Raw genomic sequence first — 24,649 nt, forward strand, 5'->3', positions numbered from 1 at the left:
TTCCTCGATTGCTCGCTTAGTCCTTGGCGCGCTCGGAGTAGGAGCCGTCTTCGGTCATCACCACGATGCGGGTGCCGACCGAGATGTGCGGCGGCACGGCGGTGCGGATGCCGTTCGAAAGCACCGCGGGCTTGTAGGAGGACGAGGCGGTCTGGCCCTTGGTCACCGGCTCGGTCTCGACCACTTCCAGCGTCACGCGTTGCGGCAGCGCGAGCGAGACCACGTTGACATCGTGGGTTGACAGCTTGACGGTCATGTCCGGTTGAAGATACGCGGCTGCGTCGCCGACGACGTCCTTGGAAACCTGGACCTGATCGTAGGTCTCGGGGTTCATGAAGTGGAAGCCGTCGCCATCTTCATACAGGAAGGTGTAGTTGCGCTCTTCGATCGTGGCCTTCTCGACCTGGTCGGTGGTCTTGTAGCGTTCAGAGATCTTTACCCCGTCCGAGATTCGGCGCATTTCGATCTGGCTGACCGGGGTGCCCTTGCCGGGATGGATGTTCTCGGCGCTCACGACGACATAAAGCTTGCCGTCTTGCTCGATCACGTTGCCCTTGCGAATAGAACTGGCGATGACTCTCAGAGCTGTATTTCCTGCTTGCTTGGCCCGGCTCCGGCCAGGACGTGGTCAAATCTCGGGGGGACTCGGGGTCTCAAATCGGACCTCAGCGCCCGTTTCGGGGCGCAACATACTGATTTTGCCGTTGGATGCCAGCATTTTGCTGGGCCGGGGAGCGGTCGGTTAATGACTGGGGACAAGCCGATTTCACCGTTCTGGTCGCCTTCGCGGCACCTCGACCGGCGGCCGTTCCTCCAGGCCAGGGGTGCCGTGACCGGGGCTTTACGGGGCTTTTTCGCCGAGCAGGGGTTTATCGAGGTCGAAACCTCCGTCCTCCAGGTCTCGCCGGGCAATGAGACCCATCTGCACGCCCCCCGGACCGAGATCATGCGGCCCAACGGCAGCCGGGCCAGCCGATACTTGCGGACCTCGCCGGAATTCGCCTGCAAGAAGCTTCTGGCGGCCGGAGAGCCCCGAATCTTCGAGTTCGCCCGGGTGTTCCGCGACCGCGAGCGCGGCGACCTGCATCTGCCCGAATTCACCATGCTGGAATGGTACCGGGCCAGCGCCCCCTATGACGCCATCATGGCCGATACCGTCGCCGTCATCGCCCGTGCGGCGCAGGCGACCGGGATCGCGACTTTCGCGTTCCGGGGGCGGACTGCCGACCCCTTCGCCGAGCCGGAGCTTCTGACGGTCGCCGGTGCCTTCGAGCGGTTCGCGGGAATCGATCTGCTGTCGACAATCTCGGGCGGCGAGGGTAACCGTGCCGCGCTCGCCCAGATGGCCGCCGGCAAGGTCCGCGTCGCCGGGGACGACACCTGGTCCGACATTTTCAGCAAGGTCCTGGTCGAGCACGTTGAGCCGCATCTGGGGCAGGGACGTTTGACCATCCTGTTCGAATACCCATCTCCAGAGGCGGCGCTGGCGCGGGTGAAGGCAGACGATGCCAGGGTCGCCGAGCGGTTCGAGGTCTATGCTTGCGGCGTCGAGCTCGCCAACGGTTTTGGCGAACTGACCGATGCCGAGGAGCAGCGCCGCCGCTTCACGGACTCGATGGCGGAGAAGCAGCGCCGCTACGGCGAGGCCTATCCGCTCGACGAGGATTTTCTCGCCGCGGTCGCCGAGATGCCGGAAGCAAGCGGCGTCGCACTCGGCTTCGACCGGCTGGTGATGCTGGCGAGCGGCGCAACACGGATTGATCAGGTGGTGTGGACGCCGCCTGCGGGTGAGACATGACGAAGACCAATCTTGCACGCACCCTGCGCGAGCCAGCCGAGCTCGTGGCCGAGCAGCTTGCTCCTGCCGCGGCGCTGCCTGCGCTCGAGCGCGTCGCCGCGCGCTATGCGGTTGCGATCACGCCGGCGCTGGTCGAATTGATCGACAGCTCCGATCCCGACGATCCCATCGCGCGGCAATTCGTTCCGACCGCCGCGGAACTGGAGATGCAGCCCGGCGAGAACGCCGATCCGATCGGCGATCATCCCTATTCGCCGGTTCCCGGCATCGTGCATCGCTATCCCGATCGCGTGCTGTTCAAGCTGGTTCACGTCTGCGCGGTCTATTGCCGCTTCTGCTTCCGCCGCGAGATGGTTGGGCCCGGCAAGGAGAATGCGCTCTCCGACAGCGCCTATCGCGCCGCGATTGACTACATCCGTGCGCACAGCGAGATCTGGGAGGTGATCCTGACCGGCGGCGATCCGCTGATGCTGTCGCCGCGTCGCATGAGCGAGATCATGGCCGATCTCGCTGCAATCGATCACGTCAAGATCATCCGCCTTCACACCCGCGTGCCGGTCGCCGATCCCGCGCGCGTCAGCGATGAGATGGTCGCGGCGCTGAAGGTTCCGGGCGCGACCACCTGGGTTGCGCTGCATGCCAATCATGCGCGCGAGCTCACGGAAGGTGCCCGCGCCGCCTGCGCGCGGCTCGTCGATGCCGGAATTCCCATGGTCAGCCAGTCCGTGCTGTTGCGCGGCGTCAACGACAACCTGGCCGCTTTGTCGGATTTGATGCGAGCTTTCGTCGAATGCCGGATCAAGCCCTATTATCTGCATCACGGCGATCTGGCGCCGGGCACTGCGCATCTGCGCACGACGCTGGCGGAAGGACAGGAGTTGATGCGGCAACTGCGCGGACGGGTGTCAGGACTGTGTCAGCCTGACTATGTCATCGATATTCCCGGCGGCGCCGGCAAGTCGCCGGTCGGGCCGAATTACGTGTTGGCGGCACAAAATACCGCACCCGACGCACGTGATGCGGAAGCCGAAACACGCTATCGTATCGTCGACTATTGCGGCGAGGTTCATCTCTATCCGCCCGAGACCTGAGCGGTGATGGTGGGAGCGCTCGTTGAGAATGGAGGAACGGACATGAAGAAGATCATGCTGGCAGCATCGCTCGTGGTCTTGCTCGGCGGCGCGGCGGTCGCACAGACCGGCGGCTCCAAGGGATCGACATCAAGCGGCGCGTCCTCCGGAACGGTGTTGCCGGCGCCCGTCGGTCATCGCCAGCCGCGCGCCAGTGATGTGCCGAGCGAGAAGAACCTGAGCGATCCGAACAATCCCGTGAACAAGGAAGACGCTCTGCTCGACAAGAAGATCAAGAGCATCTGCCGCGGCTGCTGATCGGAGCATGATCCGGACCCGAAGTGCCGCGTTAGCGCAAAGTGTGAAGCGGTTTTCCCGTGCGACAAACGCGGAACGCGTTTGCGCGGAGATCATGCTCAGAAAATAACAGCGGGCAGGGCGCGAACAGCATCGCCCCGCCCGCATGGGTTTCGCCTCAGGCCGACCGCTCGTGCAACCCTGCGCGCTGGGTGTTGCGGCGGATTTCGACCGCGTCGGCGAGCTGCTCGAGCACGGTTGCCGTGGTCGCCCAGTCGATGCAGCCATCCGTGATGCTCTGGCCGTAGGTGAGCGGCTTGCCCGGCACCACGTCCTGGCGGCCGGCGACGAGATTGCTCTCGATCATCACGCCCATGATGCGGTTCTCGCCGCCGGAAATCTGGCCGGCGATGTCGGCCATCACCAGCGGCTGGTTCTCCGGCTTCTTGCTCGAATTGGCGTGGCTCGCATCCACCATCACCAGCGGCGCGACGCCGGATTTCGCCAGCTCGTTGCAGGCCGCCGCAACGCTTGCCGCGTCAAAGTTCGGCTTGCTGCCGCCGCGCAGGATGATGTGGCAGTCCTCGTTGCCGGCGGTCGAGGCGATCGCCGAGCGGCCGAGTTTCGTGACGGCCATGAAATGATGCGGATGCGAGGCTGATTTCACCGCATCGGCGGCAATGCGAACATTGCCATCGGTGCCGTTCTTGAAGCCGACCGGGCAGGACAGCCCGGAAGCCAGCTCGCGGTGGATCTGGCTCTCGGTCGTGCGCGCGCCGATCGCGGCCCAGGACACGAGGTCGGCGATGTATTGCGGCGTCGTCATATCGAGGAATTCGGCGCCGGCGGGCAGGCCGAGATTGTTGACCGCCGAGAGCACGTTGCGCGCCAGCCGCAGGCCCTTGTTGATGTCGAAGCTGCCGTCGAGATCGGGATCGTTGATCAGGCCCTTCCAGCCGACGGTGGTGCGCGGCTTCTCGAAATAGACCCGCATCACGATCTCGAGCTGGTCGGCGAGGTCCTCGCGCAGCTTTGCCAGGTGCTCGGCATAATCGAGCGCGGCCTTTGGATCATGGACCGAGCAGGGGCCGACCACGACCAGCAGGCGGTCGTCCTGGCCGGTGAGGATGGCATGGATGGCGTTGCGCGCCGCCATGACCACACGGGTCGCCGTGAGCGTGCGCGGGACTTCCCGCATCACCTCATCCGGCGTGCTCAGCTCTTTCAGTTCGCGGATACGAAGATCGTCTGTCGTGCTCAGCACGGCGGGCTCCTGTCTGTTTAGAACCTGCCGGCCAATAAAAAAGCCGCCAGGTCTGGCGGCTGTTCGGACGTTTGCTGCAATGTCTTAGATTGAGCGCGATCCTCCTGCCGCCAGCAAGCTGTCGTTGCTAAAGTACCAAAAATAGCTGGTGGCGACGGTGATCATGGCTGGCCATATAGCGTGCCGCCGGCGGGTTGTCACCCCCCAAAACGGCATCGGGGGCGACGAGGCGTCTCAGGTGTTGCTCTTGCGCCCCGCCAGTGCCACGCCGATCAGGGTGGCGCCGCCGAACAGCAGGTTGATACCGACGAGGACCCCGATCGCCCATTCCGCCGAGCTCGGCAGCCCCGTGATCACCATGAAGGAGATCGCGATGTCGACGAGGCCCGAGATCAGGAGCCACGACCAGCGGCCGCTGAGCTCGCGGCGGTGCTCCAGTGCGTACATGATCGTGGCGACGCCCTCGGCGAGGAAATAGGCGCCGAGCACGATGGTCAGCGTCAGCACGGCCTGCATCGGCCGGGCCAGCAGCAGCATGCCGGCGAGGCAGGCGAGCGCGGCCGAGATCAGCGACCACCAAAAGCCTGGCGTGCTGCGCGCCCAATACGTCACGATCAGGCCGCCGATGCCGCTGATCAAAAATACCCAGCCGAGAAAGATCGCGGTCGCAAGGCTCGCGAGCGGCGGCACGATCAGCGCGGCGATGCCGAGCGCGGCGAGCAGGATGCCTTCGAACAGGAAGGCCTTCCAATGCGCCTTCACCGCTTGGCTCATCGCGGATTGCAGCCGTGAAAAATCCTCGGGCGATGTCATGGTGACCCCCAAATTGGCAGCCGATGCGTCCAATCTACCCGGTGCGCAGCGCGCTCGCCAACCCGTGCGTCAACCGCCGCCGTGCGCAGACGAAAAACCTTCGCCACTGGTACGAACGCGGTTGCGGCCAAGAATGTAGATCGCGATCGTGACGATCAGAAGTGCAAGGCCGAGCAGGATCGAGACGAAGCCGATCGGGATCAGCGCCAGCGTCAGATTGCGCTCGGGGTTGATCAGCCAGTGATGGATCGAGGTTAGCACGAAGGCGAGGCCGAGGAAGCCGACGCCGCCACCGGCGAGCAGCAGCGCCCACATCCGCCGCAACTGGCTGAGCCGCTCCCGCGCGACGTCGGTGCGGGGCGCGTGGTGGCGCGCGACGCGCCGGACGAGGCGGATGGCGAAGGCGATCGAGCTGAAGCCGATCAGGAGGCTCGCGCCTCCCAGCCACATCCGAAGAGTCGGATCGAGATCCGGCATTCTCTGCAAGGTCAGCAACGGGAAGTCGAAAGCCGAATGCAGCGCGAGCGGGCCGGCGAAGATCAAGAGGCGGCTGGACAAGCGGGCCCAGTCGCGGTGGTGACGGTTCGCGCCCAGCGCGGTGCCGGCCCGCGCGATGGTCAGGTAAGCGCCGGCGATGATGCCGAGCGCGCCGTGGAACGGCACCGTCAGCACGCTGCGCAGGGCGGCCAGCGAGCGCCACATCTCGGCATGCTGGACCAGATAGGCGAGGTTCTCGTAGGCGGCGAAGCCGAGGCCGACCGCGGCGCCATAAACCACGGTGTCCATCGGATTGGCAAAGGTCCGCCGCTTGGTCGAGGAGACCAGCACGATGGCGATCACCTTGACGGCTTCCTCGGGCAGCGCGACCCCGAACACCGAATGCATGACCAGCGCGGCCCAGGGATTGTCGGGGGCTGCAACCATCTTGGCGAAGGGGGCGCGGGCGAGGCCCAGCAGCGAAATGCTGGCCGCACCTAGCAGGAACGCAGTCCAGACCTGAGCCGGCGGCCCCGGGCGTTCTTCGGCGGCAATGACGAGCCACAGCATCAGCAGCGCGGGAGCGATGGCGGCAGTTCCGATGACAGTGGGTAACGCTTCAATCAGGTACATCGGCGCCGAAAATAGGTTCCCTTGGTTCGCTTATCTACGTCTCCCGATGCGACCATGTGTCATGCGCTTGCTGTCGCCTCGCTTAACAAGCGTGATAGCCGCCGTTCATCAGGGCCGCCACGTGTAGAACACGAGCGCAATCAATTGCATGACAGAACCACTTCGCCATCAATGGCAACGGCGGCGCCTCGCGGCCGGGGCGCGGATTGGCCAGTCAGATCAAGGGAGTGCGCATGTTTCTTCGATTCACGATGCACGTGCCCTGACGCCGAGTCCAGAGGGACGCGGCGTCCATTCCGCAAGGCACGGACAAGGAAGCGGCCTAACCCCGCTTCGTCGTGCGGCCGCGTGGTAGCGATGCGATCCGACGGGCCCGCACCTGCTCCAGCTCCCAGAAGGCGCGCACGAGGCACGTGCCGAGGCAGAAGACGATGAGCAGCAGCAGGAAGGCCTGGTCGACGGCTGGGATGTGTATCATGGCGCAGATTAAGCAACGCGCATGCCATGCGTTCCCGCATTGACCTGCGCTGTGTGCAGCCGGGCCTTTCGCAAAGTGGCTGGAGCCCGGGTTCCCCAGCCTCAGTGCGCGGTGAACGGCGGCGGCCCTTCGGGGGCGATGTCGAAGGCTCCGAGATGGAACTCCTCGCCGATAAACGCGTCCGGCTCGGCAGGATGCGCGAGCAGCGTGAAAGCGGCGTTGGGGTATTGCTTCCAGATCTCGAGATCGCCGGCCGTGATGGTGAGCCAGCCGAACGTGTACATGTAGCGGCCGGGCTCGGTAACCCGGCCGACCCTGTCCCAGGTGATCTTGTTGACTGGCATCCGGTCCCCCGATCGCAAGTCCGCAAATTGACGTCCGGCACGAGGCTCGGACCGTCAAAAGCTGATCCCGCAATGGGGCCGCGATAGGGCGGCGATGCGGAGGCAAAACGGCCGCAGCGCGCGGCCGCCGCCTGCCGGTTCAGCGCGCCGTCGAGGCCGCCTGTGCTTCGGCCCGCTCCAGCTGACGGTGCGAGGCATGGAAGACGTCGTGGACGAGGCCGATCTTTTCCAGGCCCAGGATGATCAGGCCGTTGAGATCGATCTCCCACCAGGCGTGCGAGATATAGGCGTCCCGCGGGAAGCGGTGATGGTTGTTGTGCAGACCCTCGCCGAAGGTGAGGATCGTGGTCACGAACTCGTTGGTCGAGGCGTCATCGACCTCGAAGCGGCGATAGCCGTAGGCGTGGCAGACCGAGCCGGTGAGCTGGCTGGTGAGGATCAGCAGATAGGCGCGGAGCAGGCCGGAGAACAGCACGCAGCCGATCATGGTGTGAACGCCGCCGAAGGTGTAGCCGATCACGGCGGGGATGAAGACAGCCGACATCCCGTACCAGACCCAGCGGGTGCGCACGAAGAACATCGCGATGGGATCGGCGAGGATGTCCTTGGCATAGTACTCGTTGTCGGTGGTCGCCTGGTCGAACACCCAGCTGCCCTGGGCATGCAGGAAGCCCTTGAGCGCGCTGACATAGCGATTGCCGAAGCCGTCGAATTGCGGGCTGTGGGGATCGCCGACGTCGTCGGCATAGAGATGATGGCGGCGGTGGTTGGCGACCCATTTGGCGATCGAGCCCTGCACCGCCATCTGGGCGATCGCGCAGAAGAAGACGCGCATGATCGGGCCGGTGCGGAAGCTGCGATGGACGAACAGGCGGTGCATGCCGGCGCCGATGCCGAAGGTCGTCAGCGCGAACATCCAGGCGAACGTAAACAGCTCGACCTTGCCGACGCCCTGCGTGATGGCCCACACGATGCCCGCGACCGCGCCGACATAGAGGATGCCGAGCAGGAGATAGCTCTCGCGCAGCTTGGCCTGGACCAGCGGACCCTCGGTCACGACGCCGGGCGGAAGCTGCGGCCCCGCCGCGGTGATGGTGGCTTTTGCGATTTCAGCCGGGGCGGCCTCGGCGATGGACATTCCGGGAGTTCCAATACTTAAGGCCCGCACTGATTGCGGACGTATTCGGTCACACCCTATCGCGCAGGGGCCTTCGCCTCCAGCGTTTAGTTAAAAAAGAGTTAAGATCGGCCCGGCCGGTATCAGGCTGACTGCGCCAGGGGCGAGCGAACGATCAGGCGAACGAGGTCGTCCCGCGACTGCTTATCGGCGAACTTGACCGCAAAGCCGTTGTCGAATTTGCGGATGACGCGCCCGACACAGGCGCCGACCGCAAGCGCGGTTCCGACCGGCGGGTCGTATTCGCACGATATGGCGACGCCGGCCGTGGAGACGTCGATGATGAAGCAGGGATGGATGCTGCCGTCGGCGAGCGTCAGCAGCGTGTGCGAGACCTGCGGAACGAAGCGGGCGTCATGCCGCAGCTCCTGGACGCTGGCGTCCTTCTGCTTCTTCTCGAGCCAGGTCAGCTTTTCCGACATCCAGGCCCGCCGCGCCCGCGTCATCTCGAGCTCCATCAGGAAGCCCGCCTTCAGCGTCGCGCTGATGGTGCACTGGAATTCGCCGAAATCCTGGAAATAGGAGGTCACGCGCTCGCCGACCTTGCCGACGACGGGCACGTCCACGATCATGCGGAACGGCGAGACGCGCTTGGTCCGGCAGGCGAAGGTGCGCAGCTGGCCCTCGCAATCGTACCAGCGCGGCAGCGAGTAGCTGCCGCTCACGGTGACTTCCACTGCACGCTGCCTGAGGAACTCTGCGACGGACATGAACGCCAATCGGTTGCGGATGATTTCCGTAAATCAACGGTAGCCGTCAAATTCTAAGCAAATGATACCGTCGATCAGGAGCAGGGGTAAATTTCCGGTAAACGCACGGAGCGTGGTGCACCGTGATGCTCTCACAACATCGTCATTGCCGAGCGCGGCAGAAGCAACGGCTGCGGCATCTATCCGAGCAGCACCACCAGAACCAGCAGGCCGAGGCCGATCAGGAATTTGATCGTCGTCCAGATCAGACCATCCGACGGGTGCTCCAATCCGAACCAAGCGAGTGCGCGCCGGATCGCGAACGACCCGAACACTTCGAGGCAGGCGAACAGAAGAGCGATGCCGGCGATGACCGACCATGACTCGGCCGGGGGCATCCATCGCGCGACCAAGGCGGGGACCGAGCCTTTCAGTGCGCCGAGCAGCGCGAACCATCCAAACCAGGTCGCAAAGCCCTTGACGATATCGGGCCCGATCGCACCGGGCTCGAACCGGATGCCGGTCGCCGCGAGCATGCGTTCGATCCGCTCGCCGTCGGTGAAGAACAGGAAGGCGCCGACATAGAGAGGAATGCGCGACATGAAGAGGATGGCGATGAGGCCGAACAGGACGATGTGGCCGATGATGTCGCTGAGGATCTCAATGCCGTTCGCGCGCGATGGCTTCGGTGCGGCCTGGCGCTGCGGCTGCGATCTGGCGCGCGCCATGTGCTCGAGCATTTTGGCGCGGCGCTCCGGCGCGTATGGCGTGGCGCGGTGCATCCAGGACGGCGGTTGCGCGGCAACGCCGGGCCGGCTGTCCGAGGGGGATTTGCGCTGCTCCATGGGCCTGCACCGGTTCCAATCGAGGATTGGTCGAAGGTCGGGGGCGGGGAGGTTCATGCCGCGGCTGCCGATTTCGCCGCTCGGCGCGACTCACGAACCCGTGGACGCGCCGCCGGCAGGGGGCGTATTCGGCGGCGTGGTTGAAGTCTCGGGTGCCGGAGCGGCCGGTGCTGCGGGTGATGCCAGCGCCGCCGGCGCAGTACTCCGCGCTTGCGTCTCGGACAATACAGATGGCACGGAGTCGGATCGGGACGATCCAAATATATACCCGATGATCGATCCAAGAAGTGCTGTTACGGCTTCGGCGTTCAATTTGGTCGCCACCGCGATGATCAGAATCGTGGGGAGTATGAAGGTCAGCCCGAGTATCTGAAGCGTGTATTGACCTAGCCTCTCGCCCCAGATGTTCGAGTGCTTCTCCTGATCGCTTTTCAATATTTTCAAAAGGATAAAGAGGCCAACGAACAAGATGCCCGCGGCCAGTGCTCCTACTGCGAGGAGATTGGGCTCAGAAATCATGGAGGAATCCTCTTTGGTAGTTGATGGGGGCTCAGGCTGGTCGGGCGTCTCGGTCGTGGGTGTTTCGGTCGATGTTGGCGTCGCGCACGTCGTCGTGAGCTTCGGGCACGCCGCTGGTGTCGTGGTGCAATCCTCTTTGATTGTCAGGGGGACGCATTTGGCTTGGCCGTCCTTGCCGTCTCGGCCGGGTTTGCCGTCTTTCCCGTCTTTCCCGTCACGACCGTTTTTGCCATCTCGACCGTCCCTGCCATCGCGACCGTCCTTGCCGTCTCGAGCCCTTGTGACGGGTTGAGTGTTCGAACCGTTTCGGCTGACTTGGCCGTCTCGACCGGCCTCGCCGTCGCGGCCGTCTCGACCGGGTTTGCCGTCTTTGCCGTCGCGACCAGGCTCGCCGTCTTTCCCGTCGCGGCCGGGCTGACCGTCCTTGCCGTCGCGACCAGGTTTGCCGTCCTGGCCATCCCGGCCGGGTTGGCCCTCTCGGCCGGGCTCGGAAGCCTTGCCCGACCCGTCCTCGGACTGCGGCGCGATCACGACGATCAATATCGAGGGGGCCGGATCGGATTTCGGCGGGGACTGGGCGCACGGTTCGCCGCGCGGAGGCTTGGCGTGGATCCGTTTGAGTGGTCGGCACGAGCCATGGGCGGTGACGGTCCGGGCATAGCGTCGACGTTGCCGTGCGTCAGTCTTCGGAGCTGCCGCGATCGTGGTGCCGGTGCCGCAGCGCCTCATCTTGCAAGGTCGGGATTTCAGGAAGTCCAGCGTTCCCTGAAAGGCAGGCTCACCGCCGCCGTGCTTTTCGAACTGGGATGCATGTGCGCTGCCGCCGGCTGTGATCGCGATCGACACATACCCAATGAAATAGAACAAGAATCTGGCGGCGTGATGCGACATTGCCGGTGACGACAAGGAGCTAAAGGCAAGCTTGGCGACCCTCAATGTCGCATAGTCGATCATCAACCAGACCGCGAATCAAGTCCGACACGAAACGTGGGGTAAAGGAGACGTGATCGGGGGCGGACGGCGCACGGACCGCAACTGCGCTTGGCCGCAAGTGGCGCTCGCAAGGCGGAGCGATGGTGGGGATGGGACGTGGCGCTCCCTAGCGGAAGGAAGGCTATAAAGCAAAAATCTATTTAACTAGTTGAATTTACTATGTTCTGATTGCCGCTATTGGTGCCGCTAAAGAACGCCGCTAAATTGCGCCGCTAGTTGGCCCCGGGAGGAACCATTCATGGCGCGAAAGATCGACTACCTGTTTCTCCGTAAAGGCTCCCGCAATTGGCATCTCAAGCTTCAGTATACAGGGGCAGCAGCGGAGCAGATGGGTCGCAAAAGGCTGGAGAAATCGCTTGGGACCCCCGACCGTGCAAAAGCGGAAATTTTAGCTCTAAGCTACATTCAGCAGCACAAGCTGGCATTGATGCAGGTACAGAAGAAAAAGGATTTCGATTTCGCTTTCCGACCCAAATACGAGCCTGGTCGGCAACACCTCGGACCTTCCGGCGAGCGAATCATCGCCACAGATAAGGAGCTTATTTATCTCGATGACCAAGGCTCCATTACAAAGACCGCCCCGAACGGAACTGTGTACTTCGCGCTTCCTCCACTTAAGCAGCAAAAGGCGGCAGTGAGCAGAGAGGAGAGACTCCGCCGACCGGACAACAGCGATGACGGTCTCTTGGAGATATATCTAAGCCACGCCAATGTAACGGGCTACAACGCGAAAGAAGCTCGAGCTACATGGGAGCTTTATAAAGAGCTCTCCGCAAACACTGCACTCAAGGATGCGACGCGCGACCACGGTCGGATGCTTGCGAAGCACCTGATGAGTAAGGGCCTGAAGTCAGCAACGGTTACGAAAAAAATCGGGTGGCTGAATGCGGCTGTTAATCTCGCCATTGAAGAGGGCAAGCTCAAATTCAACCCGTTCTCGAAAGTGGTTGCCAAGGTTGACGATGCATCACAACGATACCCGCTTTCGGATGAAGATATTCATTTGATCCGTCGAAATTTGTCGCTGTTAAGTACGCACGACCAGTTGCTAATCAGGATGCTTGCAACGACGGGAATGCGGCTCGCAGAGCCTTTCGAGATTGATCACGATCTCATCGAGGGAAGCTCCCGCTACGTAATTGTGGGAACGAAAACCGACCAATCGAAGCGCCGGGTTCCTTTTCCAACGCAACTTTTGCCCTATCTTCCCGCGCAAATCCGACGACCCCTGTTCAAGGGGAGCGTTAGCGCGGCTTCGAAGCGGCTAAATCGGTTTTTGAACGATATTGGAATTGGCGAACCGCAGAAAGTCGTCCATTCGTTACGCCATCGTGCCCAAGACCGCCTGAGAGCGACGGGTTGCCCGCAAGACATCCGCTGGGCCTTGCTAGGTCACGAGAAAAAAACGGTAGCTGACGGCTACGGCGCAGGATTTCCAGTAGTCAAACTGAAGCGTTGGATAGACAAAATAGGTTTCTGAGTGTGCATTAAAACGGGTCTCTTATCCGGAAGAGGGCACACTGCGTCAGTACGCGGTTAACAGTCGTTTACGTTGTCGAACGCTTGCCCTTGCTTTTCTGAGCAATGGGGCCCACTTTTGAGGTGATTTCTCCGCAATTGCGGGAGACTGGTTGCGGCGCATCGGTATCGCCCAGTTAGTCTCGCTGAACCGGATATGACCGGGGATCAGGAAGATTTCAGACGGTGGGTAGATATCACGAGAGGGTATCTGTCCCATGTAGGCGGGGAGCCGACCCTTGCCGGGTGATCCTTCCGCGTTTGCGGGAGGGCGCAAAAAGCCTTAGCCCCGAGGGGGGCGCGGCCCATGTGAGCCGCGTTTGGTGTCGACCGGCCCAACAATGGCCGCTCGGTTCTCAGAGACAAACCAGAGGCGCCGCTTGGCGTCCGTGGTGTGTCGTTTGGATGCGGATTTCACGGATCGTGAGCATCGATTTCGCGCGATCGTGAGCACTGAATTCAGACGATCGTGAGCAGCCCGCTACGGCCGATGGGAGATAGAGTCAGTGTTCTGGTTGGCCGTCAAGGGTGATGGTTTTGGCGCTGCGTTTTCGCATGCTTTCTCCGGTGAGCTGGAGGCGGTGGGCGTTGTGGACGAGGCGATCGAGAATGGCGTCGGCGACCGTGGGGTCCCCAATGGCTCCATGCCAGGTGTCCACGGGGAGCTGACTTGTGACGATGGTGGATGCGCGGCCATGGCGGTCCTCGAGGATTTCGAGCAGATCGCGGCGTTCCGCGGCGGTGAGCACCGATAGTCCCCAATCATCCAAAATCAGAAGCTGAGCGCGGCCGAGGCTTTTGAGGAGCCGAGCGTAACGTCCGTCTCCGCGCGCGAGCGCGAGCGCCTCGAACAGCCTTGGAACGCGATGATAGAGGACTGATCGGTTGTCGCGGCAGGCCTTGTGGCCGAGCGCGCAGGCTAACCAACTTTTGCCCAGGCCGGTTGCCCCGGTGACGAGCAAATTCTCGTGGCGATCGATCCAGCGACCTTCGACGAGTTTGGCGAAAACGGCGCGGTCGATGCCCCGCGGGGTGCGCAGATCGACGTCCTCGACGCAAGCAGTCTGGCGCAGTGCGGCGATCTTGAGGCGCGTGGTGAGCCGCCTGGTGTCGCGTTCGGCGGCTTCGCGGTCGACCAACAGGCCGATGCGATCTTCGAACGGCAGGGCTTCGAGATCGGGCGATCGGCGCTGCTCCTCGAAGGCCTTGGCCATTCCGGTCAGGCCAAGCTCGATCAGCCGTTCGTGGGTTGGGTGGTTAAGCATGCCGGGTCTCTCCTTGCTTCAGTGGAAGTAGTCGCGTCCGCGGATGTTGCCGTGGCGCAGGGGCTGGTGCTCGAAAGATTCGTCGAAGAACGTGCGATCGAGGCCGTTCTGGAGGATCGATCTAATCGAGGCGACGGAGCGCGCCTTGATGAGGATGCCCCTCCGGCAGGCTGCGTCGAGGCGTTCGGCGCCGTAGCTTTTGACGAGCGCCAGAATGCCAAGGCAGGTTCGAAAGCCTTGTTCTGGATGGGGCCGGGCGTCGATCACGGCCTGGAAAAACGCTGCTGTCGAAGGACCGATCCGCTCGCCGGCGGCGATCACCGCGGCGGGGGTCCATTTGCCGTAGCGGCGATGGGCGCTGGGCATGTGGTCGGCGATGGTGGTGTGTCCGCGTCGGTTGGGCGCGCGGGCATGGCTGGCGATCCGCTGGCCCTTGTGGAAGATCTCGACCGTCCGATCGTCGATACGGGCATCGACCAGCTCGCCAATCAGACGATACGGCGCGGAGTACCAATGGCCGTCGACCTCGACATGATAATCGGGAGCGAGGCGGCAGCGCTTCCAGCGTGCGAAGGCATAAGGCTGATCTGGCAGCGGGGTTAGCTTGGGTTTGTCGAGTTCGGCAAACAGTTCGGCGCGGCTTGAGCCGAAGCCACGCATTTGACGAGCATTGAGTTCGTCGACGAGTGTCTTGATGGCGGCGTTGAGCTCGGCCCGGGAAAAGAAGCGCTGATTGCGCAGCCGGGCCAGAATCCAGCGCTGGGCGATTTGCACCGCGACCTCGACCTTCGCCTTGTCTTTTGGGCGCCGCGGCCGTGCGGCGAGAATGGCCGTGCCGTAATGGCTCGCCATCTCGGCATAAGTGCGATTGAGGCCGGGATCGTAGCGGTCGGGGTTGCTGACGGCGGCTTTGAGGTTGTCGCAGACCACGAACGTCGGCGTTCCGCTCAAAAACGTGAACAAGTTGACGTGGGCCCGGATCCAGTCGGCCAAGCTCTCGCTGGGGCAGGCCTCGGCGTAGGTGTAGTTCGAAGCGCCCATCGCCGCGACGAACAGCTTCATCGGCTGCACTTCCCCGGTCAGGGGATCGACGATGTCGATGGTGTCGCCGGCGAAATCCACGAACACCTTCTCGCCGCCCAGATGAATCTGCCGCATCGAAGGTCGGACCCGCCCCTTCCAGGCCTCGTAGGTAGTGCAGAACCACGTGTACCCGAAACCGTCGGGATTAACGGCGCGATACTCCTCCCAGAGCAGGCGACGGGTTACGTTGCGCCGGCGGAGCTCTTTATCGATGTAGCTCCAGTCGGGCACCGGCCGCTGCGGGCTCTGAGACGCTGGTCGTGGGGCCGGGAAAAGCAAAAGCTCCAGGTCTTCATCGGTCATTCCCTCCGGAAGCGGCCAGCTCAACCCAGCAGAGCGGGCGCGGCTCAGGTAGCTGTGCACAACGCCGTTGCTGACGCCCACGCTCCGCGCGATGGCCCGCTCTGGCAGGCCTTGAAAATGTTTTAACCGAAGGACTTCCTTGATCCGGCGCATCGACAATCTCTGGGTAGGCATTGGACTTCCTCGTTAACCACGAGGTCATCCCTAAGCCGGTTGAGTTGTCGGCCGAAGCGCTGCAAGGCTCCGAAAGCCTTGCTCACGATCCCGCGAAATCGTTGCTCACGATCGTCTGAAATCTCTGCTCACGATCCCCTGAAATCCGCGCTCACGATCCCGCGAAACGCGCAGTTTGGATGACCGCTCGACGCCCGTACCCATCCTGCTTTCATGTCCACCTTGTGCCTTTGGCGTCGCGGAAGCGTGCGCCTTTGCCGGCCCTTCCGAAGGCCTTCCGGTAGCTCATCCCTACCGGAAGTACCGGAAGGGAGCCTACCGATGACGAAGGAAGAAGCGCTGAACGAAGTGGCGAAAATGCCACCCGAACGGCGCGCCACGTTCGACCGATATTGGAATGCGTACCGCGAGCTCCGCCAAAAGCTCGGGCCCGACGTCCATATCTCGCGCCAGGCGGTCGCAGAGGCCGCTCGCACCAAGTCGATCAGCATGGCTGTGCAAGCCATGAAGCTCATTGAGCCACTGGAAAGCGATCGTAAACGGTACGAGAGGCCCACGGAGCCACGGACTTGGTGCGGACGGCCTACGCACCGCGCTTGAAGCGTATAGGCATCCAGAACTGCCGGAGGGCCTCGACGGTTGCTGGAATGTTGCGCCAGGCGTTTTGGATGATGGGCTGCGTTCCCAGCGTGCGCCGGGCCGGGGGTAGCAAGGGTCGACCGGCGTCGTCGATGCAATGGACCAAGATCGGCCGCAGCATAAGGTGTTCGGTTCCATTCGGGGGGAGAAGCCGCGACCAGACGAGAAGCCGAAGCTTCATGACGGCGTAGAAGCCCATGCACCAGGGCTGCGGGTCGACTTCGCCGTCCGGTGATCGCACGAACAGCGGCTCGAAGCTCTCCGGTCTCGTCGACAGCGTCTCGCTGATAGCGTTGTGGCGCATCAGCGTGGCGGCGATTGCCGAGAACTCCTCGGTGTCGTGATTGAAGGCGTCGGGATCTACGCCGAGGAGCGGGCACACCCATTCCTCGGACGCCATCGAGACCGGCCCGGCGACGACCGCGGCCACCGCGCCATCGAGCATGGAGAGCGACGTCGCCCGCGGATGCCGAAGCGTCGGCGACCTGGCGCGCTTGCTGATCCATTGCCCGAGCCGTTCGAACGACATGGCATAGTCCGCCATCGTCGTCTTGCGTGCTTTTCGCGTTCCCCGCCCTTGCTTCGGCTTCGTCATGCCACGGCCCGCTTTTCGGCTTCGCGTGCGGCCTTCCAGTTCCAGGCCAGAAGTTCGTGAAGCTGGTTGGTCTTCGTGGCGCCGCTCACCATGCGATCGAGAACGTCGACGAGATACGCCTCGGGGTCGAGGCCATTCAATTTCGCTGTGTTAAGAAGCGAAGCGAGTATCGCCCAGGTCTCGCCCCCGCCTTCGTCACCACTGAACAACGAGTTCTTTTTTCCGATCGCAATTGGCCTGATCGATCGTTCGACCGTGTTGGTGTCCGGCTCGAGCCGCCCGTCATCCAGGAACGTCGTCAGGCCCTGCCAGCGTTCGAGCATGTAGTCGATCGCCTTGATGAGCGTCGAGCGGCGGGAGATCCCGTCCTTCACCGCGATCAGACGGGCCCTCAACGCCTCCATCAGCGGCTTCGTCTCGGCCTGTCGCGTCGCGCGGCGTTCCCCAGCATCGAGACCGCGGATCCTCTCCTCGATCGCGTAGACGGCCGCAATGCGCTCGATGACCTCCGCGGCGAAGGGTGAGTTCGTCGTCTTGTGCACCCTCACGAAGTTGCGGCGCGCGTGAACGAGACAATACGCCAGCTGGATCTGGCCCGACATCATCGCATCGCCCGCCAGCGAGGCGTAGGCGGCATAGCCGTCGACTTGCAGCACGCCTTCGAAGCCGGCTAACTGCGCCACGATCTCCTTTTTGCCGCGACCACCTGCGAACACGTAGGCGACCGCCGGCGGCGCCGGCCCCTTCCACGCCCGATCGTCCGTCGCGTGCGCCCAGAACTGGCAGATCCTCGTGCGGCCGCGTCCCGGATCGAGCACTGGCATCGGCGTCTCGTCGCAGAACAGCCGCTCGAAGCCGTGCATAGTCTTCAGTTGCAGATCGTAGAGGCCCCTGACCAGCCACGCCGCGCTCCCCATCCAGCGCGCCAGCGTCTGACGGTCGACGACGACACCCTGACCCGCCAGGATCTGCGTCTGGCGATAGAGCGTCGATTGCCAGGCATATTTGGCCGCGGCGATATGCGCGATCAGCGCCGTCGTTGCCATGCCGCCCTCGACGAGCCGCGCCGGTGCCGGGGCCTGGACAATCGGGCCCTCACAGGAGCGGCAGGCGTATTTTGGACGGATCGTGCGGAGCACGCGCAGCCACGCGGGAACCCGATCGAGCGCTTCGCTGCTCTCCTCGCCGATCCGATGCATCTGACCCGTGCAGCACGGGCACAGCGTGGACGCCGGCTCGATCACCCGCTCGACCCGAGGCAGATGCGCCGGCAGCGCGCCGATGTTGCGCTTCGCTTTGCGCCGCTCCGGCCGCGGCGCGTCCGGTTTGTCGTCATTGGCCGGGAGCTGTGAGCCGGCGGTCCGTTCCAGATCAAACGCGATCTGTTCGGCGCAGACGATCGCCGCGCGCTCCGATCGTGCGCCGAAGATCAGGCTCTTCAACGTGGCGATCTCTGCGCGCAGATCATCGTTCTCGCCTTCGAAAGCCAGCACCATCTCGGCAAGAGCCGCAGGGTCAGAGGGGAGATCTTCGGGGCGAAGCGCCATATCGCAGAGCTACACGAACGCACTCGCAATCGCCAGCAAAACAAGACGCTTCAGGCAACCTTCGTCGGCCGCTTCGTCACCTTCGGGACCACACGCGACCACTCCGCAAGACCTTCAATCAGCATCGCCAGTTGCGCCCCCGTCACCGGCATCGTACCCTCGCGAACAGGTGGCCAGGCAAAGCCCCCATTCTCCAGCCACTTCGTCGCTAGAACCATTCCCGAGCCGTCAAAAACCAGTAGCTTCAAACGATCCGATCGCTTCGATCGGAAGACATAAACGTCACCGCTGTAGGGCTTGCCGCCTAATCCCTCCGCTACCAGCGCGACAAGGCCATGAACGCCTTTACGAAAGTCAATCGGCTGCGTCGCGACGAACACACGGACCATTGGACCGAAAGAGATCATCGCGTCGATCTCACCGCCGCCAGCACGCGCTCCAGCGTCGCGGCGTCGACGCCGACGGGCACGCGCACCGTCGCGCCCGCGATCATCACCTCGATCCGCTCGGCCGGATCCGTCAGAACATGCGCCTTATCGATCGCGTTCGGCTGCGCCTCGACGGCGGCCTGGAGCCTGACTTGCACGAACTGCGGCGCTTCGCTCGACGCGAGCCGCGCCTGGCGCCGCCACACACTGAGCAGTCCCCGGTTCACCCCGTTGCGTCGAGCCACCTCGGAAATGCTCGTCTCCGGATCGGCACTCTCGGCCACGATCCGCGCCTTCTCCGCATCGCTCCAACTGCGCCGTCGCCTCTCCCCTGTGATCACCTCGATCCGCTGATAGGAGGCGGCATCATGCCCGTCTTGATGTCTGTCTTGATGCATGGAACGAGCGTCCCTCGCGTTGTCAAATCCACGCGCGAGTCTCGCTCATCCCGTCCACCTAAACGAGGTGGGGTCGTCGTACCGCTATCAAGCGATCAGCCTCACCAGAAGACGAAGGTCGAGCGCCAAGGGGCGAATTCGTCCCCTCTTCCTCCGGCCGTTCAGGCGGCTTTTGACGCAGTTGCGAAGGCTCTGGAAGAGGCCTCCAATATCGTTGTCGAGGCGGGCGCGGCGGAGAGCGCCGACATCACGCGCCGCTTCCAGATGGTCCTGAAGGATCAGGAGGCTAGCTTTGATACGCAGCATCGCGCCGACCAGGAGCGCATCGCCGACCTGGAAGCGGCCGCCTCGGGCGCCGGGGACGAATCCTGGCTGAATCACTCGAATTCAGAGGAGCTGCGGGCCACGCTGGCTGTTGTCGAAGCCGAGCGCGACGCCGCCGTGGCTCAGGCCGCGCACGTCCGGGAGCTCGATCACGTCCGGTTGGCCTCCGCAGAGGCGCAGGTTGAGATTCTGAAGGCGGCCGCGGTAAATCAATCTGCCGAGGTTTCCCGGCTCCACGAGGAGTGCAAGGGCCTCGAGGAGGCAGCAGCCCGCAGCGCCGAGCTTCACACCGAGAACGTGCGTCTGAGCGACAGGGTCAACGTCCTTGTCGGCCAGGTCGCCCGCCAGGATCTCTTCATCTTGGATATGAATGGGCGCCACGAAGCGGAGCGGGCTGCTATCCGCGCTGAGTATGAGCGCGAGCTGGCCGACGAGCGTGAGCGGTCCGCGGCCCGCGAAGCACGTCTGCTGGCTTTGATGGGCGCCCCCGTCGGTTCGAAGTACGAGGGGGAGCGTGGCTAATGGTCGTCCTTGCCCCCGTCTTGTTGCTCGCAGCGTCGCTGACCAGCGCAGGCGCATGCTGCCCCCGTCGCGCAGCTGCCCCCCGATCTGCCCCGCACCCTGCCCACCACGGGTGGGCACCTCGCGCCGATTTTCCGCCGATAACGCCGCCGCTTAGCCGCCTTTCGCGCCCCCGACCCCATGCCGTCTACGACATCATGGGGTCGGGTGCGGCTCTCATGCGGAATCGGCGCGGGGATGGGGGTGCCCGATGCTGACGGAGCGAGACGAAAAGTGGATCTGGCGGGTAAACGGGTTTGGGGCGGTGACCATTCAAAATATTGCGGATTACGAAGGCATCGATGAGTCGACGGTGGCTCGTCGGATTCGGGTACTGGAAAAGGCTGCTCTCGTCAGACGCCTCAGCGATCCAGTGCTCAGAGTTCGTCCGATTGCTGCGACCAAAGCGGGGTGCGAACTGATCGGCGATCCGCTGCAGCCCTTGCAAGGGCTTCGGGCTGGAACATGGCGACATGATTCGCTGGTGGCCTCTCTGGAGCGCAGTCTGCTCAAGCGGTTTGGCGGCATTTTCGTGCCCGAGCGCCGGCTGCGGATGAACTGGGCGCTGGATGGAAAGTCGCGGCGCCACGCACCAGACGGAGTCGTTGTGGCCGCAAACCGGCACCAGATCGCGATCGAGCTGGAGCTGACTCAGAAGGCCCCTGAGCGCATGAGGGGGATCTTTGACGAGTACGCCGCTGAGCAGCGGTACGACCGGTTAATATATTTGGTCCCGGATCAGAAAATGGCCGACTACGTCGCCCGTTTCGCGCAGGGGATCGACTACCTGCATATCCACATCTTGAAGCGCCGGATGACCTCTGGAGGGGGCAATGAATAGCTCCAAGCCCTTCAGTTCGCCTGACGATCACATCAGCCTCCTGATCGGGACCATCCTGGTCGCGGTGGGTGTTCTGTTCGTCGGTCCCGTGCCGTTCGCTGTCGTTGGGCTGGTGCTTGCGGCGGGATACTTGTTCGGAGGGCGGGCGACCGCATTCGCGGCGCTCGCGCTTGCCCCGGTGAGCGGATGGATCACGTACGAGACCGGTCAGACGGCCGCTTATCTTACGGCTCCGGTGCGCCTGTTCTGGAGTGATCTCGGCCAGCCGAATTCACTCAGTCTGATCGCCCAGGATTGGTTTGGCGCGATCGTCGACCCGACCGCTTGGAAGGTCACGTCGTGGATCGGTCTGTTGGGTGGTGGCGGCTTCCTGTTCTTGAGGGAAGACCACCGGAATTCGCCGGAGACGCAGGTCACTGGTCGAGGCCGGCGCCACCGGCCGACACCATGGGCGAGGTTCAGGACTTGGCTCGTGCTTGCCGGCTTATTCGACAGCCGCCGGCGTAGCAAGGCGATCACGATCGGAGCCGATATCGACACCGGACGCCGTGTTCAGATCAGCTTCGACGCGCTTACCAGAACCGTTCTGGTGGTCGGCCGGCCGGGCCGCGGAAAAACTGAAAGTGTCCTCAGAATCGCCGCAAGCTGCGCCGCCAACGGCCTCCCGATTGTCTACGTCAACGGCAAGGGCGATGCGGACGTCCGTGACGCTCTGCTGAGGCTGGCTGCGGCAAATGGCCGGCAGTTCTATTCGCTCGATGCGATGCAACCGCAGATGTCCTGTGCGTACGATGCATTCGCCCACAAGACCGCTACCACCTGTACCGACATGGTGATCGCACTTCGCCCCAAATGGACCGAAGATCATTACAAGTCATTAGCGGGCGCGCACGCGCTGACGGTCTGCAAAACTCTGAAATACGCCGGCATCCAGCCCGACTTGCATCAAATGACTCGAAACCTGTCCGTCCGATCGATGCTTGCACTCGCTCGGCGAATCAACGGCAAGAAGGGTGGCTATCGAGCTCTCGCCTGCGAGATTCAGCAGCGACGAGCAAACGAGAGCGCCGCAATCGATAGCCTGCAGGCTGAGATATCACTTCTGACTGATAGCGGCTTTGGGGAGTGCTTTGATCTTCGGGCGGCGAAGACTGCCGGGCGACCGGTGTTGCGGCTGAGGGATGCCCGCGAAAGCAAGGCGATCGCGTATATAGGGCTGCCCACGTTGCCTTCGCCAGATGCAGCAGCACGACTCGCTAGTCTTGTCATCGGAGATTTGCGTGCAACTCTTTCAGACGCCAACACGCCATGGCTGATGATCTTCGATGAATTCACGGCGCTCGGCGCCAACAACGCCCACATTTTAAATCTCGTCAATATGGGGCGGTCATTTCGAGGTTGCGCAATCCTCGCAACGCAATCGCTTAGCGATGTGTCCGCTGTTTCGGAATCCTTCTTGCCTCAAATCGTTGGCAGCGTGAACACCTTTATCATTCACGAACTTACCGACCCTGGAGACGCAGAATTCGCAGCTGGCATTATCGGCACCGTACAGGCTGTCGATTTCACCGCTCAGATCGTGAATCACGTCATGACCGGATCTGCATCGGCAAGATCGGCGCACAGTTTCAAAGTTCACCCTGATGAGATCAAGCATTTGGGGGTTGGAGAGGCGATTGTTTTTAACAAGGACCATCCCGAAAAAATCGCGCGCGCGAAGATTAAGCGCGCTGATTACGGTTAGCAGCCATCCCCAGAGAGGAGAGTTTCCAATTGATCAAAAACATCGCAGCAGCGGCCAACGAAGAGCGTGCCAAGGCACTGCAGCGCGACATTCGCGTGGTTGTGCCCCTCCACGAAGCTGGTCATGTTCTTATGGCAAATCTCCTCGGTCGCGACCTCCCAGTCCTGATGCCCGCGCTCGTGCCGGGTCCATTTGGGTTGCGGATGGCGGAGCACGCGGGAGGCGCCATTGAACTCGTAGGTTTGGACAAGACCGGAATTATCGATTTTTGCTTCGGAGGTTACTGCGCTGAACTCGCTCTTTATGACGAATCCTATCTGCGCCGCAGCGATGCTCCGTTTTTCGTTAACGGGGACCGAGCGGCCAACGACTGCATCTCTCTCGTTGGAAAGATTGGACTGCCAAATGCCCATGCGCTCATGAGTGAGCTTTCGGCAGGAGGCGAGCGCGCCTCTTCGACCGTGAGAACGCTTTTTCAGCAGCATGGGATCGTCACGTATCGGAAGATCCGGTCGCGACGCGCTCAATTGATCAACCTTGCGCAAGAGCTTTTCGATTTCTGGCAGGCTAACAATTTCGCGCGATGCACCTGGTGCATCCCTAGAAGCTAGGAACACTGTGCTCGAAACAATAATGTGGGAGGTGATCCCCGAGAGACGATTGGATGCGTTCCGAACGCGCGCCTACTGGTCTAACTTCCGAGGCCGGCTTGTGTGCCGGCCGGGCACCAGGAGTGACTGCGCCGCGCAAGGACCGCTTAACACGTTTCGTCTGTGGACTTGAGGAAAGGGGAGCGTCTGGCACTAAACGCGCGATGAGCGAAGAAGGGCTGGCTACGACGATCTCCCCGCTGTCGATGTCGGCTTGTGTGGGATCACACGCGAACGATGCCCGATGAGGTAGGCGTTCCCCGTGCGCACCATCTGGCTCTCGTGCTCAACGTGGTATTTGGCGTATGTCGTGGCAAGAAACTGCGCGTATTCACTTTCTTCGGCCGTGATGATCAGATCTTCGGCGCTCTTCGCAGTGTAGACGTTGATCCGGCGCACGGTTTCGAGGGAAGCGTCGTTGCCGATAACCATTCCCTTCGGAGCCTTGGTGAAATCGGGCTGTTCGGCCAAGTCGCGCTGCTTCGTGAGATCACAGGTCACGCAGAGCTTGGGAGTGATTGGCAGATACAGAGCATGCTCCCGCTTGCCCCAAGTCGGGTCGTCCTCGAAGCTGCAGGGGTTATCGCTGGTTATGAAAGGAACGGTGGTCTGGTTCACGTATACGCGCCAGTCGGCATTGTAGAGTTTCCAGGCGTATTTGAGGGCGAACATCGCGCCCCGTGCACGAATGTAATTGCCCTCTACACCAATCCGAAGCTGTCCACTATCGAGAGCCCTGATGCCTTCTTCAAGCAGCTCCTCGGGCTGGCCGTTCTCCCTGGCGAGCGCAGCCCGCGCGCGAAGGTTCAGCTCAATGTCCCGATTGTACAGGTCGATGCCGGTGCGTTTCCATGTCGGCGTACCAATCAGAAGGTTTGCCCAGTAGCCAGCAACGTGTAGTTTCGTTTCCCGGTCGACAACGCGCTTCTCCAGAGCTTCGACCGCAGGATTCCAGGCGCCTTCGAAGATGGCGCGATATTTTCCGAGCAGTTTTTCGTCCGTGATAAACTCCGGGATCGTATCGCCGTCCAGCTCCTTGCATATGTCCTTCGAGGCACAGGGGAACGTCTTGCCGTCGGATTTCCGGTAGGCACGAAGCTTCCCGGAGTCGCCGGCAAAGTGCTTCAGGTAGGTTCTGGCAACATAGTGGTCGTCAGGCATGGCTTGATGTCGATTTATCGG

At 62.6% G+C, this 24,649-nt stretch carries 25 protein-coding genes and 1 pseudogene; 9 read left to right on the forward strand and 17 right to left on the reverse strand.

Features of this window, described 5'->3' with window-relative positions; genetic code table 11:
• Window positions 1-16 precede the first annotated feature (16 nt).
• On the reverse strand, window positions 17-583 hold the full coding sequence (gene efp / locus ACVJ19_RS28935) for an elongation factor P (protein WP_212336766.1): 567 nt from the start codon (window positions 581-583) through the stop codon (window positions 17-19).
• 162 nt (window positions 584-745) lie between these two features.
• On the opposite strand from efp, the gene epmA reads away from it, so the two are divergent.
• From epmA to ACVJ19_RS28950, 3 genes are read left to right on the forward strand one after another with little or no spacing between them, the layout of a single operon-like run.
• Window positions 746-1,798 (forward strand): EF-P lysine aminoacylase EpmA, encoded by a 1,053-nt coding sequence (gene epmA / locus ACVJ19_RS28940; protein WP_453952600.1) that lies wholly within the window; start codon window positions 746-748, stop codon window positions 1,796-1,798.
• Window positions 1,795-2,889, forward strand: coding sequence for a lysine-2,3-aminomutase-like protein (locus ACVJ19_RS28945; RefSeq protein ID WP_453952601.1), 1,095 nt, complete (start codon window positions 1,795-1,797; stop codon window positions 2,887-2,889). The genes epmA and ACVJ19_RS28945 overlap by 4 nt, the downstream gene beginning before the upstream one ends.
• 42 nt (window positions 2,890-2,931) lie before the next feature.
• Window positions 2,932-3,186 (forward strand): hypothetical protein, encoded by a 255-nt coding sequence (locus ACVJ19_RS28950; RefSeq protein ID WP_271581713.1) that lies wholly within the window; start codon window positions 2,932-2,934, stop codon window positions 3,184-3,186.
• Window positions 3,187-3,343: 157 nt separating this feature from the next.
• Here the strand turns inward: ACVJ19_RS28950 and ACVJ19_RS28955 are convergent, their stop codons facing one another.
• From ACVJ19_RS28955 to ACVJ19_RS28995, 9 genes are all read right to left on the reverse strand, one after another.
• Complete coding sequence (locus ACVJ19_RS28955; protein ID WP_453952602.1) at window positions 3,344-4,429, reverse strand: 3-deoxy-7-phosphoheptulonate synthase; 1,086 nt, start codon at window positions 4,427-4,429, stop codon at window positions 3,344-3,346.
• Window positions 4,430-4,663: 234 nt separating this feature from the next.
• Window positions 4,664-5,242, reverse strand: a complete 579-nt coding sequence (locus tag ACVJ19_RS28960) for an HdeD family acid-resistance protein (RefSeq protein WP_453952603.1) — start codon at window positions 5,240-5,242, stop codon at window positions 4,664-4,666.
• A gap of 69 nt (window positions 5,243-5,311) precedes the next feature.
• The gene (locus ACVJ19_RS28965) at window positions 5,312-6,352 is read right to left on the reverse strand and encodes a PrsW family glutamic-type intramembrane protease (protein ID WP_453952604.1); all 1,041 of its coding nucleotides are present in this window, start codon (window positions 6,350-6,352) and stop codon (window positions 5,312-5,314) included.
• Between the two features lie 322 nt (window positions 6,353-6,674).
• Window positions 6,675-6,830 carry a hypothetical protein gene (locus ACVJ19_RS28970; RefSeq protein WP_453952605.1) on the reverse strand — a complete coding sequence of 52 codons (156 nt, stop codon included), beginning with the start codon at window positions 6,828-6,830 and terminating at the stop codon, window positions 6,675-6,677.
• 101 nt (window positions 6,831-6,931) lie between these two features.
• Window positions 6,932-7,174, reverse strand: coding sequence for a hypothetical protein (locus tag ACVJ19_RS28975; RefSeq protein WP_453952606.1), 243 nt, complete (start codon window positions 7,172-7,174; stop codon window positions 6,932-6,934).
• Between the two features lie 139 nt (window positions 7,175-7,313).
• A complete protein-coding gene (locus ACVJ19_RS28980; RefSeq protein ID WP_453952607.1) occupies window positions 7,314-8,312 on the reverse strand; it encodes an acyl-CoA desaturase in 999 nt (332 codons plus the stop codon).
• A gap of 122 nt (window positions 8,313-8,434) precedes the next feature.
• Window positions 8,435-9,061 carry a PilZ domain-containing protein gene (locus tag ACVJ19_RS28985; protein ID WP_453952608.1) on the reverse strand — a complete coding sequence of 209 codons (627 nt, stop codon included), beginning with the start codon at window positions 9,059-9,061 and terminating at the stop codon, window positions 8,435-8,437.
• A gap of 179 nt (window positions 9,062-9,240) precedes the next feature.
• Window positions 9,241-9,885: a hypothetical protein gene (locus ACVJ19_RS28990; RefSeq protein WP_453952609.1), complete on the reverse strand. Its 645-nt coding sequence runs from the start codon at window positions 9,883-9,885 to the stop codon at window positions 9,241-9,243.
• Between the two features lie 90 nt (window positions 9,886-9,975).
• Window positions 9,976-11,358, reverse strand: coding sequence for a hypothetical protein (locus ACVJ19_RS28995; RefSeq protein ID WP_453952610.1), 1,383 nt, complete (start codon window positions 11,356-11,358; stop codon window positions 9,976-9,978).
• A 277-nt stretch (window positions 11,359-11,635) separates the two neighbouring features.
• On the opposite strand from ACVJ19_RS28995, the gene ACVJ19_RS29000 reads away from it, so the two are divergent.
• Window positions 11,636-12,877 carry a site-specific integrase gene (locus ACVJ19_RS29000; RefSeq protein ID WP_453952611.1) on the forward strand — a complete coding sequence of 414 codons (1,242 nt, stop codon included), beginning with the start codon at window positions 11,636-11,638 and terminating at the stop codon, window positions 12,875-12,877.
• A 541-nt stretch (window positions 12,878-13,418) separates the two neighbouring features.
• Here ACVJ19_RS29000 and istB read toward each other — a convergent pair.
• Window positions 13,419-14,180 carry an IS21-like element ISFK1 family helper ATPase IstB gene (gene istB, locus ACVJ19_RS29005; RefSeq protein WP_011090937.1) on the reverse strand — a complete coding sequence of 254 codons (762 nt, stop codon included), beginning with the start codon at window positions 14,178-14,180 and terminating at the stop codon, window positions 13,419-13,421.
• A gap of 18 nt (window positions 14,181-14,198) precedes the next feature.
• Window positions 14,199-15,740: an IS21-like element ISFK1 family transposase gene (gene istA, locus ACVJ19_RS29010; protein ID WP_060907903.1), complete on the reverse strand. Its 1,542-nt coding sequence runs from the start codon at window positions 15,738-15,740 to the stop codon at window positions 14,199-14,201.
• A gap of 321 nt (window positions 15,741-16,061) precedes the next feature.
• On the opposite strand from istA, the gene ACVJ19_RS29015 reads away from it, so the two are divergent.
• Window positions 16,062-16,340 (forward strand): hypothetical protein, encoded by a 279-nt coding sequence (locus tag ACVJ19_RS29015; RefSeq protein ID WP_453952612.1) that lies wholly within the window; start codon window positions 16,062-16,064, stop codon window positions 16,338-16,340.
• Here the strand turns inward: ACVJ19_RS29015 and ACVJ19_RS29020 are convergent.
• Genes ACVJ19_RS29020 through tnpA form a run of 4 tightly spaced genes read right to left on the reverse strand, consistent with a single transcriptional unit; the run spans window position 16,324 to window position 19,347 of the window.
• Complete coding sequence (locus ACVJ19_RS29020) at window positions 16,324-16,974, reverse strand: UPF0149 family protein (protein ID WP_063712394.1); 651 nt, start codon at window positions 16,972-16,974, stop codon at window positions 16,324-16,326. The genes ACVJ19_RS29015 and ACVJ19_RS29020 overlap by 17 nt on opposite strands.
• Window positions 16,971-18,521: an IS66 family transposase gene (gene tnpC / locus ACVJ19_RS29025; protein WP_035681142.1), complete on the reverse strand. Its 1,551-nt coding sequence runs from the start codon at window positions 18,519-18,521 to the stop codon at window positions 16,971-16,973. The genes ACVJ19_RS29020 and tnpC overlap by 4 nt, the downstream gene beginning before the upstream one ends.
• Window positions 18,522-18,571: 50 nt before the next feature.
• Window positions 18,572-18,928, reverse strand: a complete 357-nt coding sequence (gene tnpB, locus ACVJ19_RS29030) for an IS66 family insertion sequence element accessory protein TnpB (protein ID WP_018273742.1) — start codon at window positions 18,926-18,928, stop codon at window positions 18,572-18,574.
• Entirely contained in the window at window positions 18,925-19,347 is a 423-nt protein-coding gene (gene tnpA / locus ACVJ19_RS29035; RefSeq protein WP_424578819.1) for an IS66-like element accessory protein TnpA, read from the reverse strand. Before tnpA ends, tnpB begins: the two co-directional genes overlap by 4 nt.
• Here tnpA and ACVJ19_RS29040 point away from each other — a divergent pair.
• The 4 genes from ACVJ19_RS29040 (at window position 19,318) to ACVJ19_RS29055 (ending at window position 23,428) form a co-directional block, all read left to right on the forward strand.
• Entirely contained in the window at window positions 19,318-20,193 is an 876-nt protein-coding gene (locus tag ACVJ19_RS29040; RefSeq protein ID WP_453952613.1) for a hypothetical protein, read from the forward strand. The two genes, tnpA and ACVJ19_RS29040, sit on opposite strands and share 30 nt — an antisense overlap.
• A gap of 250 nt (window positions 20,194-20,443) precedes the next feature.
• Window positions 20,444-21,073, forward strand: a complete 630-nt coding sequence (locus ACVJ19_RS29045; RefSeq protein ID WP_453952614.1) for a hypothetical protein — start codon at window positions 20,444-20,446, stop codon at window positions 21,071-21,073.
• A complete protein-coding gene (locus tag ACVJ19_RS29050) occupies window positions 21,066-22,817 on the forward strand; it encodes a type IV secretory system conjugative DNA transfer family protein (RefSeq protein WP_453952615.1) in 1,752 nt (583 codons plus the stop codon). The genes ACVJ19_RS29045 and ACVJ19_RS29050 overlap by 8 nt, the downstream gene beginning before the upstream one ends.
• 29 nt (window positions 22,818-22,846) lie before the next feature.
• A complete protein-coding gene (locus tag ACVJ19_RS29055; protein ID WP_453952616.1) occupies window positions 22,847-23,428 on the forward strand; it encodes a hypothetical protein in 582 nt (193 codons plus the stop codon).
• A 390-nt stretch (window positions 23,429-23,818) separates the two neighbouring features.
• On the opposite strand, the pseudogene ACVJ19_RS29060 reads toward ACVJ19_RS29055, so the two are convergent.
• A pseudogene (locus ACVJ19_RS29060) lies at window positions 23,819-24,628 on the reverse strand (DUF4238 domain-containing protein); the annotation flags it as partial.
• Between the last annotated feature and the right edge of the window lie 21 nt (window positions 24,629-24,649).

Source organism: Bradyrhizobium sp. USDA 376, from assembly GCF_054063675.1.